We start from the raw sequence: 23,954 nt of genomic DNA, 5'->3' as shown, positions 1-23,954 counted from the left end.
AAAATATATATTAATGAAAACGCTCACTAAACTATCCGTGGTGCTAATGTTGGTCGCATTTAGCATACCGAATATCAAAGCACAGAACTACCAATCTCTAAACGATCTTAGAGACCTTGGAATACAATTAGAAAATGAAGGCCAATTTGAATTGACCGAAACACTTATAGAAGACCCTAAAGAGGAATTCGGTAAAGACATAAGAGTTTCTAGAAGATACAAGTTTAAAAAGAACCGTAGGTTTCGCGATGACAAATGGGATATTGATAAATACTACCCGAGAAGAGGTACACAAAATTTCGTCAATGTCTACGTCGGATTAAACAACTATCTACAAGATGGAGAACTTCCTAACAGCAATTCGCTCTTAAGCTTACAGCCTTTAAACTCATGGTACTTAGGCCTTAACTTTGACAATGTAACACACGTACTCGGACCTATTTATTTAGACTGGGGAGCTGGTGTAAGTGTTCAGAACTTTAGTTTTGAAAATACTAGAACCCGTCTTATCAAAGGCCCAGACTCCATCACTTTCTCAGAAGAAGCAACCGTTTCTGGGAAGAAAAGTAAGCTCACAATGAGCCATATTAACCTCCACTTTGTTCCTACAATCTCTTTCGGTAGGTACCGCTCATTTAGAGTTGGGTTCGGAGCATATGCAGGTTATAGAATTGGAGCCCACGTAAAGTATAAATACGACGACGTTAATGGCAATGGCCAAAAAGATAAAGAAAAAGACAACTGGTTTATTAACCCATTTAGATATGGTGCAAGAGCCACTGTTGGCTGGGACTTCTTCGATTTATTTGTCAATTATGATTTGACAGAGCTATTCGAAGATGATATTGCCGCCCCTCGATTAAACCCAGTAACATTTGGGGTAATATTCTAACAACAATCAAAACTCAAAATCGAACCTCAAGCGGCACGCGTCAAAAGTGCCGCTGGTTCTATCACAACATTAAACTTTAGAGAGATGAAAAACATCTATAGAGCAATATTAGTATGCATAGTGGCATGTTTTGCCGCTCAAAATGCACAAGCACAATGGCAATGGGGTCGGTACGACGATTTCGAAAGACTAGATACGGTAGTCAGTATTCCAAAAAGGAATCACAATAGTCTATTCATTTCAGATAACCAATTCTACATAAGAATGAGCTTCCTAGGTCTTGAAGTAGAAGTAGAAGACGACTGGGACAATGACTGGAGAAGTAGAAGTAGAAGATCCAGAAACGTAGAATACTTCGAGCAACATGATCATGGTACACTCAAAGGATTGAACTTTGAATATGGAATCATGAATTTCCTACAGGATGGTGAATTTCCTTCTTCAAGTGACTTGTATCAAGTGAAGCCACTAGGCTCAACATTCGTAGGACTAAACTGGAACCACGTTTCTTATCTATCCGGACCATTATACCTTGATTGGGGTGGAGGATTGACGTGGTACAATTACAAATTTGAAAATGCCGCGACTAGATTAGATCCAAATGGTGGTGAACTAAATTTTGTAGAAGATTTAAACATCAATAGCGCAATTAAGAGTAAGCTTAAAGTGACTTACCTAAATTTTCAAGCCGTTCCTATGTTTGATTTTGGACGAGGGAAAAGACTTGTTCGCGTTTATGAAGAAGATGATGTTAGAGTTGCATTCAGTGCCAGAAAAGGCATTCGAGTGGGAATTGGCCCATATGTAGGCCTAAGACTTAGCAACAAAGCCAAATACATTTTCAAAGATGATGATGGCAGAGATAAGGTGAAAGACAAAGGAGGTTTCTTCGTAAATGATTTCCGATACGGAATGCGCTTTCAGCTAGGAATCAATGGTTTCGATATGTTCGTGAACTACGACTTTAACGAATTGTTTGAAGATGGAAATGGCCCTCAGCTAAACCCTGTGAGCATTGGCGTAATCTTCTAAAAAAAATCCAGACCAACTGATCGTTAATTCAAGCTTTCAGTTGGTCTGTTTTTAACATCCAATCTTTTTCCTCTCCCTTTAGCTTAAAGAACTTTACGAAATATCTTGTACTTGGTCTGTTAGTAGTTATCAGAACTAAAAACAAGGTGAATACAATCGCATAAACCATATCCCCTTTTTCGTAGAGTCCATAAGCACAAATTCCAGCACCAATAGACCACATAATATTTCTATATATTATAGGTTTACGCACAGCTTTTAGCTTCACGTCTATCTCTTTTGTTCTTTCTAAGGCTTTTAAAATATCCTTCTTCCATGTCGCAATAGTGCGCATAAGCACATAACCAATTCCAATTGCCATTACACTATGGAACATGATGTCTGGGTCTTCAAATACTACCGACCTTAATCCGCCAGCCTTTTCTTTCTCAAGAAACACCCAGCCAAAAAGGATCAATGGAATCACTAAAAAGAGATAGATTACCGACTCAAGCGACTTTATAAACTTGTCTTTGTTAAATTCAGGATCATTCAGTACCATAAGGTTATTGAAAGAGTTAAAACAATAATTTGCTAACGAACGTTAGTATGTTTAATTTTGAGTGAATGGAAACGCTAGTTAAAAAGAACAGGAAGCAGCAAATTGAAGAAACGGCAACGGCACTCTTTCGAGAACGTGGTTACGCTGCAACCTCTATGCGTGATCTTGCTCAAGAACTTGGCATTGAAGCCGCGAGTCTCTATTCGCACATCAAATCTAAAGAAGAAATTCTTCAAAAAATATGTTTTCGCATGGCGGATGAATTTTTTGAAGCGTGGAAGGGTGTAGAATCGGAGAATTCGAGTTTTGCAGCTAAAATGAAAAAGGCCGCTATTGCTCACGTAACTGTGATTACAAAAGATACAGCGGCATCTGCCGTTTTCTTTAATGAATGGCGACACTTAAGCGAACCATTCTTGGGAGATTTCTTATCGATGAGAAATGACTATGAAGGACGCTTTATACAAATAATAGAAGACGGTATTGAGGGTGGAGAATTTGAGGCCGTAGATGCACGATTTACCATGCTTGCCATACTTTCTTCACTGAATTGGACTCATAACTGGTATAAGCCGCATGGCTCATTAGCTCCAGATGAAATTGGTTCAAGGTTATCAAAAATGATTTTAAACGGGCTTAAAAAATAAATCTTATGTACGGAGGTGGAAACACATTTGAAACTATGAAAGCCACAGCGCTTGCTGAGGAAGATCCGATCAAACTTGCTGAATTTGAAGCCAGAATAGATAGAGGAGAAAAAATTGAACCTTCTGATTGGATGCCCCAGCTTTACAGAAAGCAGCTCATTAGGATGATTGAACAGCACGGACATTCGGAAATTATCGGTGCCCTCCCTGAAGGTACTTGGATTACTCGTGCGCCTGGTTTTAAGAGAAAATTGGCACTAATGGCCAAAGTCCAAGATGAAGTAGGTCATGCACAATTGCTTTATTCTGCAGCCGAAACATTAGGTAAACCAAGAGAGCAACAAATTGAAGACTTGATTTCTGGAAAATCTAAGTACTCAAACATATTTAACTACCCTGCCTTTACATGGGCAGATTCTTGTTTCATTTCTTGGTTGGTAGATGCTGGTGCAATTGTAAACCAATTAGCTAATTCCAAGGGCAGTTACGGACCTTATTGTAGAGCTTTAGAAAGAATTTGTGCAGAAGAATCATTCCACTTGAAATATGGCCACCATTGCGTGATTCATTTGGCCACAGGTACGCCTAAGCAAAGAGAAATGATGCAGGCTGCCGTCAATCGATGGTGGGCACCAATGATGCATTTCTTCGGCCCTTCTGATAAGATTTCAGTTCACTCTGAAATACTAATGAGATGGAAGGTAAAGATGGCTTCTAATGACGAATGTCGTCAGCAATTTTTGGATATGTACGTTCCGAAGATCTGGGAACTTGGCTTAACCATTCCAGATGAGAACCTGAAGAAAAACACCGAAACTGGGCAATGGGAATTTACAGAACCAGACTGGGAAGAATTTAAGCGCGTAATTAACGGCGATGGCCCTTGCAATAAGGAACGAATTGCTGTTAGACGAACTGCCGAAGAAAGAGGTAGATGGGTAAGACAGGCTTTGCTTGCGCCAAAGACCAAATACGTTACGCCTTTAGCATAATTTTGATGTTAGAATCACTAGACCCTAGGGTAAACCGATTGAAATTACCGGAATCATTTGATGCACCAATGGCTGCAAAAGATGAACTAGATCAATTCGAAACTTACCAAACATTTGTGCAAACAAAAGAAGGTAAGCCTTTCGAGCATGCGGGTATCGTACACGCACCTAATCTAGATATGGCATTTCTCTTTGCGAAAGAGCAATTCAGTCGAAGAGGAATGTTTTGTAATGCACTTTGTGTAGCAAAAACGGAGCTTATCAAGACATCGGTATTTACAGATAACCTTCAAGATGTTTACGACACTTTTGAGGGCACTTACTCTGGTGATGAATCAGAATCGTTTGAAATTTTCCACCTACTAAAACGAGGCAAACAGCATAAATACATTGGTAATGCGCTGGGAAAAAATTCCCAGGATGCTATGCTCGCTGCAAAGGAATTATATCCAAGAAGTAAACCCGTTTACAATGTTTGGGTTATCCGAACGGAAGACATTTTGATGTCGGACGAGGAAGATGCAGATATCTGGAATACATTGAAGGAAAAAAAATATCGTGATGCCATTGATTATAGGGCAGCGGATAAAATAAAGGCATTCAAAGAAGAGAATAGATGAATCAGCAAGCACTAAAAGAGCTATTATATAAAATGGCCGATGATCAACTAATCCTAGGTCATCGCAATTCTGAGTGGACTGGTTTTGGGCCACTTCTAGAAGAAGATATTGCGTTTTCTTCAATGGCACAAGATAAGGTTGGGCAAAGCTGGCAACTGTTCAAAATACTGAATGAGCTAGGCGAATCTGACCCTGATACGGTTGCATTTATGCGAAATGCTGAACAGTTCCATAATTCTCAATTCGTAGAATTACCAAATGGTGAATATGATTTCAGTCTAATAAGACATTTCTTATTCGATACAGCCGAACTCATCAGGTTTCAGATGTTATCTGAATCAAGCTATGAACCGCTTGCCAATCTTTCTAAGAAGATAAAAGGTGAGACGAAATATCACAGCATGCATGCTAAGGTTTGGATAAAGCAACTTGGTTCTGCTACGCAAGAAAGTATTTCTAGGCTTCAGAATTCTTTAGACATGGCTATGCCATATGCATTGGGAATTTTTGAGAAATCTGCGTTTGAAGAAGACCTGATCAACGACGGAATTTTTGGTGGAGAAGAAGCTCTTAAGGCACAATGGATTCCAGCGATTACTTCTGTTTTAGAAGAAACGGCCTTGGAGTTGCCAGATTTAGCTTTAATAGAGGCAAAATCCGGTGGAAGAAATGGAGTCCATACGGAGCATTTACAACCTCTACTGACCGAAATGTCGGAGGTATTTAAAGTAGACCCAACTGCGGATTGGTAATTAAGTAGTGAACATATGGTGACTGAATTATCAGAAGATATTGTAAAAGAGTGGCTAGAAGAGGTAAAAGACCCGGAGATACCGGTACTTTCGCTGAACGATCTAGGCGTAATTACTAATATTGATGTATCGTCAAACCATAAGGTTGTGGTGAACATGACACCTACTTTTACTGGTTGTCCCGCTATGGACGTTATGCAACAAGACGTTAAAGACGTTCTTGAAAAAAGGGGGGTTTCTGACTACGACGTGATTATCTCTTTCGAAACCCAATGGAATTCGAACATGATTTCAGAAAAGGGAAGAGTAGCGCTCAAGAACTTTGGTTTAGCACCTCCTCCTGCTCATGATATGATCGTTGATATAGACATTATTGAACGGGCTAATTGTCCGCATTGCAACAGCGAGGATACAGAAATGAAAACGCCCTTTGGCCCTACCCTATGCAGGTCTATGCATTACTGCAACAGCTGCCAGCAAGCGTTTGAGCAATTCAAGCCTATTTAGCCTTGAAAAAATAGAGCAGCGCATCATCAAGGAGCGGTTTCCAATTCCTCCAGTTATGCCCTTCATCTACTTCCATATATTTAAAATCATAGCGCTTGGTTTCTAAAGTGCTTTTCAATCGTCTGGCATGCACTTCCGTATCGTTTTTGGTACCTGTTGTTAAAAATATCTTCAGTGGTAACCGGTCCTGCTTTAAATACAGATCGTAAATTTCTGAAACCGGATGCAAGGCAGGGGATTGTATACCCAACATGTGAAATGTATCTGATGCTTTCGCCCCAAAGTAAGTAGCGTTCAACCCACCAAACGACAAACCCATAATGCCCCTGTCCTTCTGCTGCTTGCTCACCTTAAAGTTTTCTTCAATATGAGGTACAAGTTCTTCCCTGTAGAAATCTATATAATTGTCATAACCTAAAAACTGTTTGTTACGCCGATTATTCTTTAGGTTGTGCGGATCGCGATTATCAACAAAAACGGCAACAAGAGGTTCTATTTCGCCATTCGAAATCATTTCATCCATGATCTCGTGCATGCTACCTGCTTCTAAATACCACTGCCCGTCTGTTAGGTAAATTACGGGAAGGTCCGACAGTTGCTCGTAGTTCTCGGGGGTGTAGACTCTGTATTGTAGATCATAACCCAGAATAGTGCTTGAAATCACCGTATTATCACTCAGCGTTCCAGCAATATTTTTTTCTTTTGCTGAAAGCGAATTGATTAAGAAACAGGCAATAAGAACAGAAAGAAGCTTTTTCATAGTTATTAAAACGGCAGGCTTATCACATAGTTGCGTACCATTAAATACTGTTTCTTAATAGGACCTAGTAACTAATATGCCCGTCAGTTACTGCTAGTATTATATAAAATCAACAGACAATAATTTGGGATCATTGTTCTGAATTTGTCGGAGCATTAAAACCTAATAACCAGCAATTGCTACATTTTTTCCCAAAGCGAATCGACAAAATAGTCGTTGGAATCCGTGAAATTCTTGACAATTCGGAATCCGGCCTCTTCTGCAAAGGATTCGATCATCTTGTAGGAATACTTTTGAGAAACTTCTGTGTGGATTGCTTCCCAAGCTTGAAACTCGATACTTTCGCCCAAAGCCTCAATAAATACTTCTTGCTTGATCTTGCTTACAATATGACTTTTGGTTTCTCCGGTTAACGGATCATAAGTAGGAAAGTGATCGAATTGGTCGATTTTAAAATTTGCACCCAACTCTGCATTAATTCTGGTGAGTAGATTCAAGTTAAAGGCTTTGGTGACTCCTTCCTTATCATTATAAGCCGAGAGAACTTTTCTTGGGTCTTTCATCAAATCGAAACCTATTAAAAGCATATCTCCTGACGAAAGATTATCGCCGATATGCTTCAAAAACTCAACTCCCGATGCTTGATCAAAATTTCCGATGTTAGACCCTAGGAAAAGTACTACTTCTTTGGAGCTGTTATCGGTGTTAAGGGCACTAAGGGCTTTGAAATACTCTCCAACGATAGGTTCTACATGCAGAGAGGGGATTTCAGATTTTAAGGCTTCTTCTAGTTGCGCGAGTACATTACCAGATATATCAATTGGCGAGTACGTAAAGTCTACCTGCTGCTCAACAAAATGAGAAAGCAATACTTTCGTCTTGGTTCCATCACCGGCTCCCAATTCTACCAAACGAAATTTCTGATTATCACCTTGAAAGGCTTTTAAAATTTCAGCCTTTTGACGAACGAATATCTCGAATTCGGCTCGGGTAAGATAGTACTCATCCAAGTCCATAATCTTTTGAAATAGCTCGTCACCTATTTCATTATAAAAGTATCTGGAAGGTAAAGTTTTAGGGAACTGATCAAGGCCCCTTTTTATGTCTAATGCGAAGGCACTGAGTGCCTCTGTGTGTTCATTCATATTAAATCGTTTCGGCTAACCGTAAGCCGGTAAAGTGCCAACGTAAATTAGGGTGAAAGAAGTTTCGATAAGTGTGACGAATATGGTTTTTCATTGTGGCGAAGGAACCTCCTCTTAGTACCATTTGATTTATCATGAACTTACCATTATACTCTCCAAGCGCCCCATCGACCTTTTTATAATATGGATACGGCGCATAAGCACTACTTGTCCATTCCCAAACATCGCCAAAAAATTGATTGCTCTTCCCTCTTCTAGGCATAGGCCTAAAATTTCTTTGGTCTAAAAAATTTGAAACTTCTGGAATAGTGGGTTCGAACTTTCTACAAGCAATTTCCCATTCAAACTCAGTTGGCAAGCGCTTTCCTTTCCATTTTGCAAAAGCATCGGCCTCATAATAGTTGATATGCGTTATAGGTTCATTAGGATTGACTTCTTCTAAGCCTGATAGCGTATAGTGTTTCCAAACACCATCTTCCTTAAACCAGTAAAATGGTGCTTTAATTTTTTCTGCTTTGGCCCACTCGAATCCTTCCATGAGCCAATAATTAAAATCTTCATAGCCGCCAGCTTCTATAAATTCCATGTATTCGCCTGCAGTAATCAATCGGTCTTGAATTCTATAAGCATGTACAAAGGTTTTGTGTTCGCCTTCCTCATTATCGAAGTGGAAATCATCGCCTTGATAGCCAATTGGATACACACCTTCTTCTACTTCTAAGAATTTATTATCAAGAATAACTTCTTCTTCATTTACACTGAAGCTTTTATAGGATGGAAAAAGGGGGTTAATTCCGAGTATATGCTTTACATCATAAACCAATAGCTCTTGATGCTGTTGTTCATGGTTAATTCCAATTTCAAGTACATCTGCCACTGATTTACTCAATGCGTTTCCGGTTAAAAATTGCGACATATGTTCATCTACGTAGTCGCGATATGCCATTACTTCTTTCACCCAAGGCCTAGTAAGGAACCCTCTTTCCGACCTCTGCCATCTGTCTCCTTCCGTTTCGTAGTAACTGTTGAAAAGGAAATGATAATCGTCGTCGAAAATTTTATACCCAGGCATATGTTCTTTCAAGATGAAATTCTCAAAAAACCATGTGGTATGAGCCAAGTGCCATTTCGGAGGGCTCACTTCTGTGGCTGGTTGAACTACAAAATCTTCTGGCTGCAAGGGCGCACAAATCTCTTCAGTAAGATTGCGTACATCACGATATTGATTTAATAAATCTTTCGACTTAGCATCACCAGAATGTGTTGTGAGTTTCATTTTTCAGATTTAATCAAATTATACCATAAAGGCAAAATTCATTCCTTAAGCATTAGATATTTATATGTCGGATGTGTTACAACTTTGGGGACAAAAAAAGCCCAGAGATTTTTCTCTGGGCTTCAATTCTTTTAAAATTTTATTTTAACCGATCTCTATGACTACATTATCTGTAAGCGGATGACCAACACATGGAAGCACATATCCTTCATCAAGTTCTGCTTCAGAGAGGCCTTCATCCTCATCCATCTTAACTTTTCCTGAAAGACATTTACCTCGGCAAGCGGTACATAATCCACTTTGACAAGAGAAAGGAAGGTCAACATCCTCATCTAATCCTTTTTCAAGAATTGTTTCATCCGGTTCTACGGTGTATTTATACTCGTCGCCATCGTATATGATTGTTACCTCTCTGGCAACCAGCTCGTCAGAATCAGCATTCTCTTCCTTCTTTTCGGCAGCTGTAGAAACGAAGCTTTCTTTTCTGATTTTAGAGGCTCCTATTCCCAATCCTTCAAGAGCGCTAATGGCTACATCCATCATAGGTGTAGGCCCACAGATGAAGAACTCAGATGCTTCATCATCAAGGTTATCAAGGACTTCTTTGACAATCCCTTGTGTCAGATAACCTTCATGGCTAGGGACTTCAGCATTAGGAGTTTCCAAAACATGAACAACATTAAAATTGTCATTAGATTCCATAGCCTTTAAACCATCCTTGAAGATGATGCTATCTATATTTCTATTAGCATAGACTAGAGTGACTTTCGAATTAGGCTCTTGGTCTAAAATTGACTTGGCAAGTGACATTAAAGGTGTCACACCACTTCCTCCACCTAACAATATGACATGACGGTTTTGGTTTGCATCAATAGTAGTTACAAAATTACCATTCGGCTCCATGAGCTTCATGGTATCTCCTGCTTTTACATGATCATTCAAGTAGTTAGAGACTATACCTCCTTCAACGCGCTTTACTGTAACTGCAGGATGATCATCCACAAATGGTGAAGTACAAAGAGAATATGCTCTTCTTTCTTCCTTGCCGTTTACATTCACAATGACAGTTAAAAACTGACCTGATTTGTATTCTATATTACTGCCTACAGGGTGCTCAAAATGAATACTGACAGCGTCTGCTGTTTCGTGAATAACTTCTTTCACTTTCAGATTAAGAAACCCTGTTTTAACTTCAGGTACCTTGCCTTGCTTCTTCTTGAATAAACCGAATGCCATAACTTGAATTGAAATTCTTTTCTGTGTAACAAAAGTTTGGGCAAAGAGTTTAAATCGCCCTATTTTTTTTGATTGGGCAAAGGTAAATACTTATTCACTAGAAATGAAGCTTAGGTAAGAGCATTAGCTGTCAGTGGGCTTACCTGTCAATGATTGATTTTGTATCTTTGCCCTTTCTCAAAATCAGAATCGCAATTCATGGAATTAAATAGTTTAACCGCAGTTTCGCCAGTAGATGGTAGGTATAGAAGAGTCACGTCGTCTTTAGGTGAGTATTTCTCAGAATATGCACTGATCAAATATAGAGTTGAGGTAGAGATTGAATACTTCATCGCGCTTTGCGAAAAACCAATTCCTCAATTGAATGGTGTTGATAGTGGTCTTTTTGATGCTTTGAGAAAGATATATCAGAATTTCTCTGAAGCTGATGCACAATCGATTAAAGAAATCGAGAAAACGACTAATCATGATGTAAAGGCTGTTGAGTATTTCATCAAAGAACAGTTTGACACATTGGGCCTTTCTGATTTTAAAGAGTTCATCCATTTTGGTTTGACTTCTCAAGACATTAATAACACTTCAGTACCGCTTACACTTAAAAGAGGCTTGCATGAAGTTATTGAACCTACACTCCTAGAAGTGAATACACTTTTAAAAGAAATGTCTAGCGAATGGGCCAATGTATCTATGTTGGCCAAAACGCATGGACAACCCGCTTCTCCAACTCGATTGGGTAAAGAAATAGCTGTTTTTAGCGCTCGAATCGACGAACAATTAGTAATGCTGGGCGATGTACCTTTTGCTGCAAAGTTTGGTGGTGCTACCGGTAATTTTAACGCACACCATGTAGCCTACCCAAATGAAGATTGGATTGATTTCGGTGACCACTTTGTTAGTGAATATTTAGGCTTAAAACGAAGTAACCCGACAACACAAATTGAACATTACGATCATTTAGCTGCTCTCTTCGATGCACTAAAAAGGATCAATACGATACTTATAGATTTCTCTCGCGACATATGGCAATATGTATCGATGGGCTATTTTAAACAAAAGATAAAAGCGGGTGAAGTGGGTTCTTCAGCTATGCCGCATAAGGTTAACCCAATTGACTTCGAAAATGCTGAAGGAAACCTCGGTATTGCTAATGCGATTTTCGAACACCTTTCTGCTAAACTTCCTATTTCAAGATTGCAAAGAGATTTAACGGATTCAACGGTATTAAGAAATGTAGGAGTGCCTTTAGGACATACACTCATTGCACTCAGATCATTAATCAAAGGCATAGGAAAGCTTGAGCTTAATGAAGCTGCAATAAATGCTGACCTTGAAGATAATTGGGCCGTAGTTTCTGAAGCTATTCAGACGATTTTAAGAAGAGAAGGTTATCCAAAGCCTTATGAAGCGCTTAAAGCACTAACAAGAACAGGAGACCGGATTACCGCAAATACTATTCAGGAGTTTATCGGTACGCTGAACGTGTCGGATGAGATTAAGAATGAACTGAAGGTTATTACTCCTTTCAATTACACTGGCCAATAACAAAAAAGCCATTTCCGAAAATCGGAAATGGCTTTTTTCTATGGCTATTAAAGAATTATTTCTTCCGAACCCTTTCAATTACTGAATCAGTCTTTGGATCATACTCTAATAATGGGTTGTACAACAGTTTATCCTCTTTGAAATCGTACAATGTCAGAGCTCTTAATTCGTAAAAAGCATTCCAATACTGACGTAAGGCAGTAATATAGCTTCTTAAAGCTGAGTCCTTAGTAGTTCTAGCATTTACGAGAGCCAGAATATCTACTTTACCAGCTAAATACCTCCCATTAGTTATTTCAAAACGCTTGAGTGCGATTTCTTGACGCTTCAATGCAATTTCTATCTGACTTCTAATTTGTTGGAAATTTCTAACGGAAATTGCAATTTCTTGCTCAAAAGTAATCTGACCTTGTTCAATATTGAACTCGGTAAGTTGCTGACGTTCTCGTGCTTGCCTCATTCTGGCTTTATTCCTTCCACCGTCAAGAATTGGCAGTGCGAAATCTAATCTAAAGGTAGAACCCGTCGCCAAATTATCGTCTCTGTAAACTCCTCTTAAAGCGTCAGTAGAAACACTATTGTATCCAAAAGAGGCTCTCAAAGTAGCACTAAACCTTAGAGCTCTAGCCTCAGCGACTTGTCGTTCCGCATTCAAACGATCTAATCGAAAATCAAGATATTCAGCTCTATTTTCCTTGGCATATTGTAAAGCAGTCTCATATTCAATTGCAAATTCAGGAACATCCGCAGGAGGAATTAATTCTAATTGAACATCGTCAGTGATATTAATAAAGTTTCTCAACTCTAATGAGCTTGTTTGCAAATCAAGTCTAGCTTGTTGTGCACCACTTTGAGCAGTAATTAGATCAAGTTGTGTTTGTAACACTTCATCCTCAGTCGAAGTACCAATATTATACCTTCCTTGCTCAACTTTATTAATCGTATCACTAGCAGCTTCGTTTTGCTCTTCAATTTGCAAATTCATTTGCTCTTCCAGAACTTGAAAAAACAACTGAGCCGCTCTTTGCGAAGTAGACTCTAGGCTTTGAACATACTGTCTTTTAGACTGCTCAAATTCTAGAGGTTGGGTTACTTTGTCCCACTTGAATGGATTCACATTGAAAAGCGGTTGCGTCAAAGTAATTCCAAACGGATCTCCTTGATACCTTGTAATATCGCTAGTATAGTTATCAAACCTTGCTAGATTAGTCTCTAGAGCAATGGTTGTATTTGTCCAAGGTAAGACTTGCTCTAAGCCGAGGCTTAGATTCGAATTATTTTGGTTAACCGTTACGAAAGCAATTTCTCCATCTTCTTGGGTCACTGGCGTTGCTCTATCGGTAATATTTGGAAGTGTACCTCGTAGTAACAATTGCGGTCTTAATTGAGAGCTATATACATTGTAACTCCAATAACCTAAGTTCCTACTTGTCTCAGCTTGCTTAGCATTTCTTGACTGCGTTCTGGCTAACTCAATAACTTCCTCAAGTGTAAGAACTCTTTTTTCTTGAGAAATTGATGTTTGAGAGAGGCAAAAGCATGCCAATAAAAGAATAATGACCTTTTTCATATGTGTTGAATTATTCGTGTCTTAATGAAGTAATTGGATCTTGCTCGGCTGCTCGCTTCGCTGGTGTTATACCAAAAACAAGCCCTACAGTTGCCGCAACACCAAATGATATGAGTATAGATGTATAACTAATCTGGGTTGGGAAATCTGCTAAACTCGATACTGCATAGGCCAAGCCTACACCTAAAATTACACCTACGATACCTCCGGAAACCGATATAACAATCGATTCGAAAAGAAACTGCATAATGATATCAGCTTTTTTAGCGCCTATGGATAAGCGTAAACCGATCTCTTTGATTCTTTCTAATACTGATGCTAGCATGATATTCATAATACCTATACCACCTACTAGTAGTGAAATAGCAGCAATCGCTGCTAAAACAATATTGAAAATGTTTTGAGTACGCTGTTGTTGTTTCAACAAGAGCTCGGGAATAGTGACTTCAAAATCTACCACACCAAAATGTCTTCTTTCAAGCATTCTAGCTAATACGTCGGCCGTAGGATTCAATTTTTCAGATTCGTTTACCTGAACAACTAAACGGTCAATTTGATGATAGTTTGATGGTTTACTATCGCTATCGTCAGATGCTGACGATGTAGTTATAGAAAAACCGCCTCTTCCAAAAGACCTAAAACTTGTTCCAAAATTCTTTTTCAAACCGGAACCTGTTACTAAATCTCTATTGATGTATCTAACTAAAACAGTCTGAATTGGCGTATATACATCCATGTTATAATCTCTAATACCGAGATTAGTCATAGCCTTTTCAGAAATAAAACGCTCTTTCAAAACACCAACTACTTCTAACCACTGACTTCCCACTTTGATCTTTTTCCCTATTGGATTTTCTCTTGGGAAGAACTTAGATTGGATGCCTTTTCCTATTATGCAAACAGGTGTTCCTTTAAGCAATTGTTGGTCACTGAACATTTTACCACTCTGCAACTCAAAATTGGCCACTTCAAAATAACTAGGCTCTACACCTACTAGTTTAGAAGATCTTCTGATACCATTTTTGATAATATAGGTTTCCAGTAGGATCTCAGGACTCAACCTCTTGACCCCTGGAATACTCTTTCTAATACTTTCGACATCTAGAAGCTTCAAGCCAGGAGAAAACTTATTACCGTCTTCTTCTGTATCATCTCCTAATGTTTGTTCCACTTGCTCTATGTTGGGCTTAACAATGATGTTGTTCACGCCAACGAGCTCTATTTGCTCCAAAATTTCTGATTGCGCACCATTACCAATGGCAAGCATCGCAATAACTGCGGCTACACCAAAGATAATTCCTAGTGCTGTCAGCAGTGATCTTAACTTATTAGCGATCACCGCCTCCATGGCAATATAGAAATTGGATAATAGACTCTTCTTATTAAAATCCATTCTTAAAAGAATTAGTTAGATGGTTGTCCTGATGTTGCCGCTCCAGAAGTTGCTGCGCCACCTCTTGGTCGTCCGCCGCCTCTATTACCACCACCAAAGCTCTTCATCATTTCAAGCCCCTCTGCTGGAGTTTTAGCTCCTCTTTGCTTTAAGACATCAATAATACGTTGGTTCATTGGAGAACCGTCAGGCATTAACCATTCTTCATTAAGCAATTGCTCGGGAGCTGCTTCATATTTCTGCATTCTCGTTCCATTTAATTCAGGAATGAGGTTTGGCTCTTTACCATCAAGTGATTCAGGAAGTGACATGTAAAGCATATCTCCAGCTTCTACGCCTAAATCTATTACAGCTTCATTACTATTCGTCTTGCTTACTTTAACTTCTTGAAGTATACCACCTTTTTTAACAACATAGTTGATTGAATCATTGTAAACGTGCAAGCACTCTAATGGTACAAACACAACATCTTCTAATCTCTCAGTAACAATAATATTACTTGTAGTCATTGCAGGTCTAAGATCTGAATCTCTTTCGTTCAACCTTACAACTACTTCAAATACCTTAGCGTCAGAATTGGGGTTTTGCTGACCTACTCTCGCTACTCTCATGACTTTACCAGTCAATTTTTTCTCAGGGAATGCATCTAAACCCATTTCAACTGGCTGACCTGGCTTTACTTTACGAATATCTACTTCATTAATAAAAGTTGTAGAAATCATACTTGATAGGTCTGGAAGTTCAGCCACGTCTGGAGACCAAACATTAATTTGAGAGCCTTCTACAACTCTATCTCCTCCAAATCCACCTTTAGTGTAGATTACCATACCCGATTGAGGGGCAGTAATAGTAAAGTCAGAAATCAAATTGTTCATTCTGTCGTATCTATCTCTTACACGCTTTAAGTCAGAAGTGGCTTCGATTAATTTAGACTTCGCTTGCTGTATTTTTAAGACATAATTCTCATTTGCCCGCACCTTGTCCCTTTTGAGTTTTTCCAACTCATTTTCATATTTTTTAATTGTCGCAGGTGGCTCATACTGAGACTGCTCTAATTGAAGTTTCTTTTCCTCAATATTATAATCAAGATTAATCAGCTTATCTCTCTCACCACTTAGTGTTAAGGCTGTGTCAATTTTAGCATTGTCGTATTCTGCAATTTCTGCTGTAAGTCTATCCTTTTCGGCTTGTATCTTATCATAAAGCTCTCCCGGGTCGAGTTGAGCAACAAATTCACCTTCGCTTACTTGAGTACCTTCTTCAACGAGCCTTTGAATTGTCATTTGACGAATACCAAAATCTCTTGCTGCCGCAGGGCCAATTATTTTCGTTGAACGTTCTGCTGACAACTCACCAGTTGTAGTTACTTCGACCGTAAACTCTCCGCGCTCTGCTTCAGCAAATAGCACTGCCGATTCTTCAGCTTTTGCTGGATTAAATACTTGGACCGCAACGATGATCACCGCGATGATTGCGATACTAAAAATGATTAACTTGTTTCTCATGACTTTCTGATTAACCTCAGTTCCTTATAAATTCTCTTCAAAATTATGTCTAATAAAAATCATTCTACTCCCATCTAAAAAAGATTAGCGCCTCTGAAATAATTGAGAACGAGTGAAATAGTTATGATTTTTACAACACATTGCATAAACCGTAAGCACTAACAATTGTTTTATTTTTTTATGCTAGGGCATTAATTCTTTAGATGTTTTGAAGCAGCCCAACGTTTAATCGAGCTTGTCTAATTATAAGAACGGCAAATAGGCGATACTACATGATTGAATCATAATTTAGGTGGTCGTCATTTACTTGGAACAGATTTCTATCTTTGACGAAAAATAAATCATGAAGAAACTAATTAGTTTCATGCTGAGGAATGTTCCTCGTAGGTACTTGCAGTATTTTAGCCATTATGGTCTAAGGTTTATCAGTCTTTTCATGAGAGGCAGCAATGTAGAGTGCCCGGTATGCGAAATATCTTATCGAAAATTCCTTCCATATGGTAGGTTAAACCCGAGGCCAAATGCTCTATGCCCTGATTCGCTTTCTTTGGAACGGCATAGGTTAATGTGGTTATACCTTAAGGATAAAACTGACTTCTTTTCGGCCGATAAAAAGCTACTTCACATTGCCCCTGAGCTCTGCTTTATCAAAAAGTTCAAAGCGATGCCCAATATAGATTACACTTCTGCCGATTTAGAGTCACCCTTAGCAGATGTTAAAATGGATGTGCATGACATACCTTTTGGGGATAACACTTTTGACGTCGTTTTCTGCAACCACGTAATGGAACACGTAGATGATGATATTAAAGCTATGAGTGAAATTCATAGAGTGCTGAAACCTGGCGGATGGGCGATTATCCAGTCTCCTCAAGATTATAACCGTGAGGAGACTTTAGAAGACCCTTCTATTACTGACCCTAAAGAGCGAGAAAGAGTTTATTGGCAAGATGATCATGTTAGGTTGTTTGGGTTGGACTATGGGAAAAGACTTGAAAAGGGTGGTTTCAATGTAACAGAAGATCGCTATGTGATGGAACTTCCTGAAGAGACAGTTAGACGTTATGCTCTTCCAAAAAAAGAGATTATCTATTTCTGTGCAAAAGGTTGATTACCTCTTGGCTTTAGTTTTTCAGTAATTAATCCCATGCCGTAACCAAATAACTGTACGAAAGATGTCACGATACTTATTAGGCCAACTTTAAGGCTCTTTGTTTCAGAAATAGCATGGAGCAAAATTCCTAAGAAGTATAAACTTAGTATTAATCCTCCGATTTGAAATAACAGGTCATTCCAGAAAAAAGTACTCAACCATGTCAAAAAGCCAAGTGTAAAGGCTGCCGGCAATAAGTGGATGGCTTTAATTTCTCCTGGAAAAAACCGATTTACATTTACTCGCGCTCTACCAAAAAAGTGTAGTTGTTTATAGAACTGCGAAATACTGGTTCTTCTTTTATGGTATACAAAAGCGGGATTAATGAGTGCTGTTTTAAACCCAGCATTGATGACACGAATACTAAACTCAATATCTTCACCCATTCGTGTCAATCGGTAACCTCCAGTTTCCTCAAAAACTCGTTTGGAAATACCCATGTTAAAGCTTCTAGGGTGAAATTTGCCTACGTGTTTTTTATTGCCTCGAATCCCCCCTGTTGTAAATGGGGATGTCATTGAGTAGCTGATGGCCTTTTGAAGACTATTAAACGAAGGGTGTGCGCTATCAGGTCCTCCAAAAGCGTCTACTTCATTCGCTTCAAGGAATTTGTCTACTTCTTGAAAATACTCTTTGGGTATAATACAATCAGAATCGAAGACGATAGAAAAATCTCCATTTGCTCTTTCAAAGCCATAGTTTCTAGTAAAACCTTGACCAGAATTTTCTTTGAAGAAATACTTAATATCGAGCTCTCCTTTGAATTCTTCAACGACTTGATCGCACTTATTGGTTGAACCATCTTCAATGATCAGTATCTCGAAATTTTTGAAGGTTTGGTCAAGTAGAGAGGTGAGTAATTCTCTAACTTCTTCAGGGCGATTGTAAACAGGTATTACGACAGAGTAAAGTCTCATTGATCCAAACCAATCGTCTCATCGAAAATATAGTCGTTGCGTTTGTGTGAATTCATGACCATCATTTCACCAACAAATCCTGCTAGAAAGAGTTGTACACCGATAATTATGGCTGTGATGGCAATAAAGAATAGTGGTTGATCAACTACCTCTCGATAATCTGAAGTTTTCAAGAAAACAATCGCCCGCACTTTTTCCCAGATAATCCAAATCACTGATACGAAACCTAATAAGAAAGAGACTGTTCCCAAGCTTCCGAAAAAATGCATTGGTCTTTTCTTATATCTAGAAACAAACGATATAGAAAGAAGGTCTAAAAAGCCATAAATGAAACGTTCTAAACCGAATTTGGTCTTCCCGTATTTCCGAGCTCTATGTTCAACTACTTTTTCACCGATTTTTTTAAATCCATTTCTCTTCGCAATTACAGGTATATAGCGATGCATCTCGCCATAAATATCTAGGGTCTTGACCAGTCGCTGATCATATGCCTTTAAGCCACAATTAAAATCATGGAGTTTAATTCCTGATAGTAGCCTAGTTACTCCATTAAAAAGTTTCGAGGGGATCGTTTTTGATATTGGATCAAATCTTTTCTTTTTCCAACCTGATACGAGTTGGGTGCCTGATTTTACCATTTCGTAAAGCTCAGGAATTTCGTCAGGGCTATCCTGCAGATCGGCGTCCATTGTAATGACCACTTCACCTATTGAATTTTTAAAGCCAATATTCAGCGCAGCGGATTTGCCATAATTCATATTGAACTTAATGGCTTTTATTGGATGACTTTCAGAGAGTGATTCAATAACAGTCCAAGAACTATCATCGCTTCCATCGTCAACCAAGATTATTTCATAAAGAAAGCCATGCTTTTTCATCACACGGCTTATCCATTCTATGAGTTCTGGTAATGACTCTTCTTCATTATAAAGCGGTATTACTACAGATATTTGTATCAAAATTCTTCGGCTTCGTTTTTCATGACTGCTGATACAATAGCACCAAAAATCAGTCCGGCAAATATAGCGCCTATAAAAGACATTATTGCAAAACCGCCTGGGGTAAAGATAGCTTCCATAAAGCCTGCTGCTTCCTCTGTACTTTCAGGTTGTGCAAACGGACTGTTTTGTTGCGCCTCTAGAGCGAACTCAAAATAACCACCATCAAAAACTAAGTATGCATAACGAAGCACTGCTCGTACTGCTCCACCAATTAGCGTTGCTAGCATGACTATTCCAAAGCCTTGGCCAAAAGACATTATACCCCCGTTTGCTTTACGGAAAGCTGACAGTGCTAAATAGAAAACGCCCACAAAATACGCCCAGTAAACTAGGAATAGTATTGAAATGCTAAGCCTAAGTGCTGCAGGGAGCACCCATACAAGAGTTCCTACCAAACCCAGTATAACACCGTACTTAAGTGCGTACTGCCGGCTATTTATTTGTTCATCCATGATTTTTATTTTAAGGTTGCTTGATCGAAAAATACTTATTTTCTACAATTATACCTAGTAAGAACTATTCCCCTTAAGTTTTTACTTAAGCGATAGTATGTGATGATTAACGATATAATTTAAGCTTGACGTGTCCTAAGAATGATTGAAAACACTGGCGCTAGGAACAGACCTATAAACAGCCTTTTGGCAAATTCGCTCAATACATCGGCAGAAACGGATACTGAATCCATTCCTTTCAATTGTCTTTCATAAACCTCTAATCCGAGTTCTTCAATTTTTTGCTCGCGCTGATCGATTAGATTAGTTCTTAAGAATTCCATTTTCTCTATGATATAATCTGGCTCGATTACTTTGATAAAGAGTAGATAAAAGAGACTAAAAACAGTAGCAATTGATAGGTAACTTATAAACCCGATGGTCATCCCATGATAAAATCTAAACCCAGCACTATTTTGAAATTTGAACTCACGCATAGGCAGAAAAATAAACATACCTACAACAATCACAGTTGCTAAAAATGAAATGAAACTACCTGCGGGAAGGCCCATGTAATGAAACACCGCAAACGCAACTACAGCAAGAATACCACCTACTGCCCCATACTTCACAGAGAGTTGTGGAATTATCGGATTAAGCTTAATCTTCATAAGAATTGAGGAATAATGCTCCTTTATTGACTACGCCTATGACTTTGCCCTTAAGTTTAGAATTGAACAATGGCGAAGCAACTGATTTTGATTGATTTGTCTTTGAGTTAAATTCCCAAGGCTGATCCGGGCTAAATAAAGTTAGGCATGCATCTTGGCCAACTTCAATTTTCGGCTTGTCAAGGCCTAAAACTTCTCTCGGACGATCAGTAAAGTGATCTACCAGGTTATCTAATTCATTGCCAAATACTTCATTTAGAACACTAAAGTATGTTTGTTGATTCGACGAGCCGAAGTCTGCTAAGTCGAATTCTAATTTTTTACACTCTTCATCATGTGGTAAATGATCACTGACAATCGCATCGATGGTTCCATCTTTCACGCCTTCAATAAGCGCATCTCTATCCGCAGCCGTTCTGTAAGGTGGATTTACTTTCAGGTTTGTATCGTAGTCATTTAAATCATCATCGGTGAACTTCAGGTAGTTTACACCCACATCGCAAGTCACCTTTAATCCATTAGCTTTTGCTTCGCGAATTAGCCTTACACTTTCAGCACTTGATATTAATGAAAAATGAATTTTACCTCCCGCGTAGGCTAATAAACTGAGATCTCTTTCAACCATTAAGGTTTCTGAAAGTGTGGGCATTCCCTTTAGCCCCAGCATGGTACTTACTTCTCCTTCGTTCATATGCCCGAATGAAGTCAGAAGCCTGTCCTCAGGCTTATTGATTAGTAATCCATCGAATTTCTGAAGGTATTGTAAGCCTTTTATGAGGATATCCGTGTGCCAAATCGGTTTGATACCGTCAGAAAAGGCAATTGCACCTGCAGTGTGCAAATCAATCATTTCCGTGATTTCTTTGCCTTCACAACCTACAGTCACTGCCGCAATAGCGTGCAAGTCGACTTGAGAATCTTTATTAAACCGCTGGTAATAGGAAACACTATTTTTAGTGCTTACAATTGGATGTGTATTGGGTAAGAGTACAACATCCGTAAAGCCTCCTGCCAAAGCAGTTTTGGCACCTGTTTCTATGTCCTCCTTATGCTCTTGCCCTGGATCGTTATAATGCGCTCGCATATCAACCCAGCCAACGCTGACTTTTAAATGCTCAGCACTTATAACCTTTCCCTCAAAATCAATACTATCTGCTATTTGAGTAATCTTACCATTAGAGACAAGAATGTCTTTTTTGGTTTTGTGAAGTGGAGAATTGGGTTGAAGAATTTCTCCAGCACGGATTAAGAATTCCATGCTACAAATATCGGATTAAAATTATCTCCACAAAAAGAAAAAGCAATCCTACTAAAAGAGCATACTTCCAAAGTGGTAATCCGTTGATACTTGCGGCTAAATCTTTTTCGATACTCGAACTACTTGCTGAGTTCAAAATAGATATGTTATTGGCTCTGGAAAGGTCTTCCAGCACATCAAAATCTACTTCTTTAACATCTGATTCTTGTTTGGGAAGATTGAACGATATTAAGCCAATAAGTTCTTCCTCTAAGAGTAGCTCATACTGACCTACTTCAATTAAGTCCTTTGGTATTTCCATAATCAAACGACTTTCTTCTTGCCGCTGATCTGGTATAATTACTTCTTCATTTTTTCTCAAAGAATAAACCTTTGTATTATCTGGTCTATCGATCGGGAAAAATATTGTTTCACTATCCGTATAGTAGTATAAATTGGTTAGACTCACTTTACTACCTAAGGCCAGCTTATACATAACGGGAACAAAAATGGCGTGATTGGTAAACGAGGTTTGCGTTGCCTCAAAGCTACTGGCAAAAAAGAATAGGTTTCCTTCGCTTACTACCTTCGAAAGGAAAGAACGACCATTTCTAAAAGACAAATAAGACAGTTCTTCATTAATCAGTCTATACTTGGTTCGGGCAGAAGGCATATCTAGGCTTGGGGAGTTTTCTTCAAACACTCCTTCAAAAAAAGGATTTTCATAGTCTGGAACGTCCAATTCAATCATTTCATCGGTATCATTTCGAACGCTCAATCCTAATCCAGTGAAACTACTGACTGAACCATCATTTGAAGGCACAACTACAACCGCCTTTCCATTAGTAATAGCTGTTTTTAGTGCTGTTTGAAGTTGGTTGGAAAGGGAATTCAATTCATTGATCATAATAAAATCCGCCGCGGCTATAACCCCATTGTCCAATGCGTTAATGCTCAACCTATCGAACTGAAAGAGTTCATTACTTTCGAATAGCGATGACAGATAAGTAGGTGATTGACCGTTATATATTTCTAATACACGAACTTTATCCAATTGATTAATTGTAAGATAAAAATCATTATCAAACGCTAAACCTGGATCATCTATGTTGATCCGTATTTTATCTAGCCTCGCTTCTGCCAATGGAATTTCAAAATCATGCTCTGCATAAAGTGTCTCTTTAAAATCTATTTGTGCAGTTCCCGAAAGTTGATCTTCAAAATAGATTTTCGTACCAATGCTATTAGTTGTTTTATCGTTTCTCTTAAATCTCACTTTTAAGAGATTGGTCACATTCCCAGAAAGAAAGGTGTTTTGGAGGAAAGCTGTATCAATAGAAATATTTGAGTAATCGTTCCCTGTTACGGGCACTAAGAAATACTGGCTAAGTGTATCTGCTCTTAATTTTTCTAATCCGGCTGTGTTCTGAAAATCTGATACCAAATAGACATCTCCTTCAATGTTTTGACCATCCTTTCGTTGAATGACTTCATCAAATGATCGGCCCACACCTATCTGCTGTAGTTCTGTTAAATTATCAGTAAGGGAAGCTTCTGTAAATTCTGTTGTGACAGAATTGGTGTAACCATTTTCAATAAAGCGAAAAATTGTTCCTTCAGGATAAGCGTTAACAATACCTTGAGCAAGGTTGTATGCTTTATCAAAACCTGTTTGGTCTCCATCTCCTTTTACTGAGAGGCTCTGAGAATTGTCAAAGTAAATTAAAACTTCGTCCTGAAAACTCAGCTCGTTTCTCTCACTCTTATAAATGGGGCGAGCAAAGGTTAAGACTAAGCATATAATCGCCAAGATGCGCGAAGCTAAAATTAGTAGTTCGATTGGTTTTCGTTTTGAAGATGTTTCTTCTTGAACCTTTCTTAATAGTGCTGTATTAGAAAATTCTATCTTCTTTACTTTCCTAAGATTGAAAAGGTGAATGATAATCGGGATCAGGATTGCAAACAATCCAAATAGAATAGAAGGGGCCTCGAAAATTATAAATGCAGGCAAAGTATATACTGTTACGTCTTTCTCTCCGAATGATACGAAAAGAATCAATTTTATTTTCCGTTTCGGTTAAAAAGAGTGCTGAATTATATAAGTGGAGTCAATTCCCTTCATATTAGGGCAAAA

The 23,954-nt window shown here is 38.6% G+C and carries 23 protein-coding genes; 9 read left to right on the top strand and 14 right to left on the bottom strand.

All coding sequences use genetic code 11. The features are described 5' to 3' along the window. The first annotated feature begins 13 nt into the window (after positions 1 to 13). Both JXQ92_RS18905 and JXQ92_RS18900 read left to right on the top strand, forming a co-directional pair. The gene (locus JXQ92_RS18905; RefSeq protein WP_421988213.1) at positions 14 to 892 is read left to right on the top strand and encodes an outer membrane beta-barrel protein; all 879 of its coding nucleotides are present in this window, start codon (positions 14 to 16) and stop codon (positions 890 to 892) included. A gap of 84 nt (positions 893 to 976) precedes the next feature. Further along, positions 977 to 1,924 (top strand): hypothetical protein, encoded by a 948-nt coding sequence (locus JXQ92_RS18900; protein WP_421988212.1) that lies wholly within the window; start codon positions 977 to 979, stop codon positions 1,922 to 1,924. 28 nt (positions 1,925 to 1,952) lie between these two features. Here the strand turns inward: JXQ92_RS18900 and JXQ92_RS18895 are convergent, their stop codons facing one another. Then, positions 1,953 to 2,465 carry a hypothetical protein gene (locus JXQ92_RS18895; RefSeq protein ID WP_421988211.1) on the bottom strand — a complete coding sequence of 171 codons (513 nt, stop codon included), beginning with the start codon at positions 2,463 to 2,465 and terminating at the stop codon, positions 1,953 to 1,955. 65 nt (positions 2,466 to 2,530) lie between these two features. Here JXQ92_RS18895 and JXQ92_RS18890 point away from each other — a divergent pair, with 65 nt between their 5' ends. From JXQ92_RS18890 to paaD, 5 genes are read left to right on the top strand one after another with little or no spacing between them, the layout of a single operon-like run. Further along, a complete protein-coding gene (locus tag JXQ92_RS18890) occupies positions 2,531 to 3,112 on the top strand; it encodes a TetR/AcrR family transcriptional regulator (RefSeq protein WP_421988210.1) in 582 nt (193 codons plus the stop codon). A 5-nt stretch (positions 3,113 to 3,117) separates the two neighbouring features. Continuing rightward, on the top strand, positions 3,118 to 4,104 hold the full coding sequence (paaA, locus tag JXQ92_RS18885; protein WP_421988209.1) for a 1,2-phenylacetyl-CoA epoxidase subunit PaaA: 987 nt from the start codon (positions 3,118 to 3,120) through the stop codon (positions 4,102 to 4,104). A 5-nt stretch (positions 4,105 to 4,109) separates the two neighbouring features. After that, the gene (locus JXQ92_RS18880; RefSeq protein ID WP_421988208.1) at positions 4,110 to 4,724 is read left to right on the top strand and encodes a phenylacetic acid degradation b; all 615 of its coding nucleotides are present in this window, start codon (positions 4,110 to 4,112) and stop codon (positions 4,722 to 4,724) included. Next, positions 4,721 to 5,476: a 1,2-phenylacetyl-CoA epoxidase subunit PaaC gene (gene paaC / locus JXQ92_RS18875; protein ID WP_421988207.1), complete on the top strand. Its 756-nt coding sequence runs from the start codon at positions 4,721 to 4,723 to the stop codon at positions 5,474 to 5,476. Before JXQ92_RS18880 ends, paaC begins: the two co-directional genes overlap by 4 nt. A 15-nt stretch (positions 5,477 to 5,491) precedes the next feature. Continuing rightward, positions 5,492 to 5,983, top strand: a complete 492-nt coding sequence (gene paaD, locus JXQ92_RS18870; RefSeq protein WP_421988206.1) for a 1,2-phenylacetyl-CoA epoxidase subunit PaaD — start codon at positions 5,492 to 5,494, stop codon at positions 5,981 to 5,983. Here paaD and JXQ92_RS18865 read toward each other — a convergent pair. The 4 genes from JXQ92_RS18865 to JXQ92_RS18850 all read right to left on the bottom strand — a co-directional run bounded on the left by JXQ92_RS18865 (position 5,976) and on the right by JXQ92_RS18850 (position 10,400). After that, positions 5,976 to 6,743 (bottom strand): alpha/beta hydrolase, encoded by a 768-nt coding sequence (locus tag JXQ92_RS18865; protein ID WP_421988205.1) that lies wholly within the window; start codon positions 6,741 to 6,743, stop codon positions 5,976 to 5,978. The genes paaD and JXQ92_RS18865 overlap by 8 nt on opposite strands. A 179-nt stretch (positions 6,744 to 6,922) precedes the next feature. Beyond that, a complete protein-coding gene (egtD, locus tag JXQ92_RS18860; protein WP_421988204.1) occupies positions 6,923 to 7,888 on the bottom strand; it encodes an L-histidine N(alpha)-methyltransferase in 966 nt (321 codons plus the stop codon). A 1-nt stretch (position 7,889) separates the two neighbouring features. Beyond that, positions 7,890 to 9,164, bottom strand: coding sequence for an ergothioneine biosynthesis protein EgtB (egtB, locus tag JXQ92_RS18855; RefSeq protein WP_421988203.1), 1,275 nt, complete (start codon positions 9,162 to 9,164; stop codon positions 7,890 to 7,892). 144 nt (positions 9,165 to 9,308) lie between these two features. Beyond that, the gene (locus JXQ92_RS18850; protein WP_421988202.1) at positions 9,309 to 10,400 is read right to left on the bottom strand and encodes a 2Fe-2S iron-sulfur cluster-binding protein; all 1,092 of its coding nucleotides are present in this window, start codon (positions 10,398 to 10,400) and stop codon (positions 9,309 to 9,311) included. A 198-nt stretch (positions 10,401 to 10,598) separates the two neighbouring features. On the opposite strand from JXQ92_RS18850, the gene purB reads away from it, so the two are divergent. Continuing rightward, on the top strand, positions 10,599 to 11,942 hold the full coding sequence (gene purB / locus JXQ92_RS18845; RefSeq protein WP_421988201.1) for an adenylosuccinate lyase: 1,344 nt from the start codon (positions 10,599 to 10,601) through the stop codon (positions 11,940 to 11,942). 55 nt (positions 11,943 to 11,997) lie between these two features. Here the strand turns inward: purB and JXQ92_RS18840 are convergent, their stop codons facing one another. Genes JXQ92_RS18840 through JXQ92_RS18830 form a run of 3 tightly spaced genes read right to left on the bottom strand, consistent with a single transcriptional unit; the run spans position 11,998 to position 16,410 of the window. Next, positions 11,998 to 13,512, bottom strand: a complete 1,515-nt coding sequence (locus tag JXQ92_RS18840; RefSeq protein ID WP_421988200.1) for a TolC family protein — start codon at positions 13,510 to 13,512, stop codon at positions 11,998 to 12,000. A gap of 10 nt (positions 13,513 to 13,522) precedes the next feature. Continuing rightward, positions 13,523 to 14,905 carry an ABC transporter permease gene (locus tag JXQ92_RS18835; RefSeq protein WP_421988199.1) on the bottom strand — a complete coding sequence of 461 codons (1,383 nt, stop codon included), beginning with the start codon at positions 14,903 to 14,905 and terminating at the stop codon, positions 13,523 to 13,525. Positions 14,906 to 14,916: 11 nt separating this feature from the next. Next, positions 14,917 to 16,410: an efflux RND transporter periplasmic adaptor subunit gene (locus JXQ92_RS18830; protein ID WP_421988198.1), complete on the bottom strand. Its 1,494-nt coding sequence runs from the start codon at positions 16,408 to 16,410 to the stop codon at positions 14,917 to 14,919. Positions 16,411 to 16,753: 343 nt separating this feature from the next. Here JXQ92_RS18830 and JXQ92_RS18825 point away from each other — a divergent pair, with 343 nt between their 5' ends. After that, positions 16,754 to 17,521, top strand: a complete 768-nt coding sequence (locus tag JXQ92_RS18825) for a class I SAM-dependent methyltransferase (protein ID WP_421988197.1) — start codon at positions 16,754 to 16,756, stop codon at positions 17,519 to 17,521. On the opposite strand, the gene JXQ92_RS18820 is transcribed toward JXQ92_RS18825, so the two are convergent. From JXQ92_RS18820 to JXQ92_RS18795, 6 genes are all read right to left on the bottom strand, one after another. Then, positions 17,500 to 18,480: a glycosyltransferase gene (locus JXQ92_RS18820; protein WP_421988196.1), complete on the bottom strand. Its 981-nt coding sequence runs from the start codon at positions 18,478 to 18,480 to the stop codon at positions 17,500 to 17,502. The two genes, JXQ92_RS18825 and JXQ92_RS18820, sit on opposite strands and share 22 nt — an antisense overlap. Next, entirely contained in the window at positions 18,477 to 19,439 is a 963-nt protein-coding gene (locus JXQ92_RS18815; protein WP_421988195.1) for a glycosyltransferase family 2 protein, read from the bottom strand. The genes JXQ92_RS18820 and JXQ92_RS18815 overlap by 4 nt, the downstream gene beginning before the upstream one ends. Beyond that, the gene (locus JXQ92_RS18810) at positions 19,436 to 19,933 is read right to left on the bottom strand and encodes a DUF4199 domain-containing protein (RefSeq protein ID WP_421988194.1); all 498 of its coding nucleotides are present in this window, start codon (positions 19,931 to 19,933) and stop codon (positions 19,436 to 19,438) included. The genes JXQ92_RS18815 and JXQ92_RS18810 overlap by 4 nt, the downstream gene beginning before the upstream one ends. 119 nt (positions 19,934 to 20,052) lie before the next feature. Then, a complete protein-coding gene (locus JXQ92_RS18805) occupies positions 20,053 to 20,583 on the bottom strand; it encodes a DUF4199 domain-containing protein (RefSeq protein ID WP_421988193.1) in 531 nt (176 codons plus the stop codon). Beyond that, complete coding sequence (locus JXQ92_RS18800; protein ID WP_421988192.1) at positions 20,573 to 21,841, bottom strand: dihydroorotase; 1,269 nt, start codon at positions 21,839 to 21,841, stop codon at positions 20,573 to 20,575. The genes JXQ92_RS18805 and JXQ92_RS18800 overlap by 11 nt, the downstream gene beginning before the upstream one ends. A gap of 1 nt (position 21,842) precedes the next feature. Continuing rightward, the gene (locus tag JXQ92_RS18795; protein WP_421988191.1) at positions 21,843 to 23,879 is read right to left on the bottom strand and encodes a BatA domain-containing protein; all 2,037 of its coding nucleotides are present in this window, start codon (positions 23,877 to 23,879) and stop codon (positions 21,843 to 21,845) included. Positions 23,880 to 23,954 lie beyond the last annotated feature (75 nt).

Origin of the sequence: Roseivirga sp. (assembly GCF_049099775.1) — a bacterium.
Taxonomy (GTDB): Bacteria; Bacteroidota; Bacteroidia; order Cytophagales; family Cyclobacteriaceae; genus Roseivirga.
This window is presented reverse-complemented; position numbering and strand designations above follow the sequence as displayed.

Excerpts from the sequence above, each read along its gene's own strand:
- JXQ92_RS18810 (WP_421988194.1), bottom strand. The coding sequence starts at position 19,933 with ATGGATGAACAAATAAATAGCCGGCAGTACGCACTTAAGTACGGTGTT.
- JXQ92_RS18800 (WP_421988192.1), bottom strand. The coding sequence starts at position 21,841 with ATGGAATTCTTAATCCGTGCTGGAGAAATTCTTCAACCCAATTCTCCA.
- JXQ92_RS18890 (WP_421988210.1), top strand. The coding sequence starts at position 2,531 with ATGGAAACGCTAGTTAAAAAGAACAGGAAGCAGCAAATTGAAGAAACG.
- paaD (WP_421988206.1), top strand. The coding sequence starts at position 5,492 with ATGGTGACTGAATTATCAGAAGATATTGTAAAAGAGTGGCTAGAAGAG.
- JXQ92_RS18850 (WP_421988202.1), bottom strand. The coding sequence starts at position 10,400 with ATGGCATTCGGTTTATTCAAGAAGAAGCAAGGCAAGGTACCTGAAGTT.
- paaA (WP_421988209.1), top strand. The coding sequence starts at position 3,118 with ATGTACGGAGGTGGAAACACATTTGAAACTATGAAAGCCACAGCGCTT.
- JXQ92_RS18835 (WP_421988199.1), bottom strand. The coding sequence starts at position 14,905 with ATGGATTTTAATAAGAAGAGTCTATTATCCAATTTCTATATTGCCATG.
- JXQ92_RS18880 (WP_421988208.1), top strand. The coding sequence starts at position 4,110 with ATGTTAGAATCACTAGACCCTAGGGTAAACCGATTGAAATTACCGGAA.
- JXQ92_RS18865 (WP_421988205.1), bottom strand. The coding sequence starts at position 6,743 with ATGAAAAAGCTTCTTTCTGTTCTTATTGCCTGTTTCTTAATCAATTCG.
- paaC (WP_421988207.1), top strand. The coding sequence starts at position 4,721 with ATGAATCAGCAAGCACTAAAAGAGCTATTATATAAAATGGCCGATGAT.
- JXQ92_RS18895 (WP_421988211.1), bottom strand. The coding sequence starts at position 2,465 with ATGGTACTGAATGATCCTGAATTTAACAAAGACAAGTTTATAAAGTCG.
- egtD (WP_421988204.1), bottom strand. The coding sequence starts at position 7,888 with ATGAATGAACACACAGAGGCACTCAGTGCCTTCGCATTAGACATAAAA.
- egtB (WP_421988203.1), bottom strand. The coding sequence starts at position 9,164 with ATGAAACTCACAACACATTCTGGTGATGCTAAGTCGAAAGATTTATTA.
- JXQ92_RS18900 (WP_421988212.1), top strand. The coding sequence starts at position 977 with ATGAAAAACATCTATAGAGCAATATTAGTATGCATAGTGGCATGTTTT.
- JXQ92_RS18830 (WP_421988198.1), bottom strand. The coding sequence starts at position 16,410 with ATGAGAAACAAGTTAATCATTTTTAGTATCGCAATCATCGCGGTGATC.
- JXQ92_RS18905 (WP_421988213.1), top strand. The coding sequence starts at position 14 with ATGAAAACGCTCACTAAACTATCCGTGGTGCTAATGTTGGTCGCATTT.
- JXQ92_RS18820 (WP_421988196.1), bottom strand. The coding sequence starts at position 18,480 with ATGAGACTTTACTCTGTCGTAATACCTGTTTACAATCGCCCTGAAGAA.
- JXQ92_RS18805 (WP_421988193.1), bottom strand. The coding sequence starts at position 20,583 with ATGAAGATTAAGCTTAATCCGATAATTCCACAACTCTCTGTGAAGTAT.
- purB (WP_421988201.1), top strand. The coding sequence starts at position 10,599 with ATGGAATTAAATAGTTTAACCGCAGTTTCGCCAGTAGATGGTAGGTAT.
- JXQ92_RS18840 (WP_421988200.1), bottom strand. The coding sequence starts at position 13,512 with ATGAAAAAGGTCATTATTCTTTTATTGGCATGCTTTTGCCTCTCTCAA.
- JXQ92_RS18825 (WP_421988197.1), top strand. The coding sequence starts at position 16,754 with ATGAAGAAACTAATTAGTTTCATGCTGAGGAATGTTCCTCGTAGGTAC.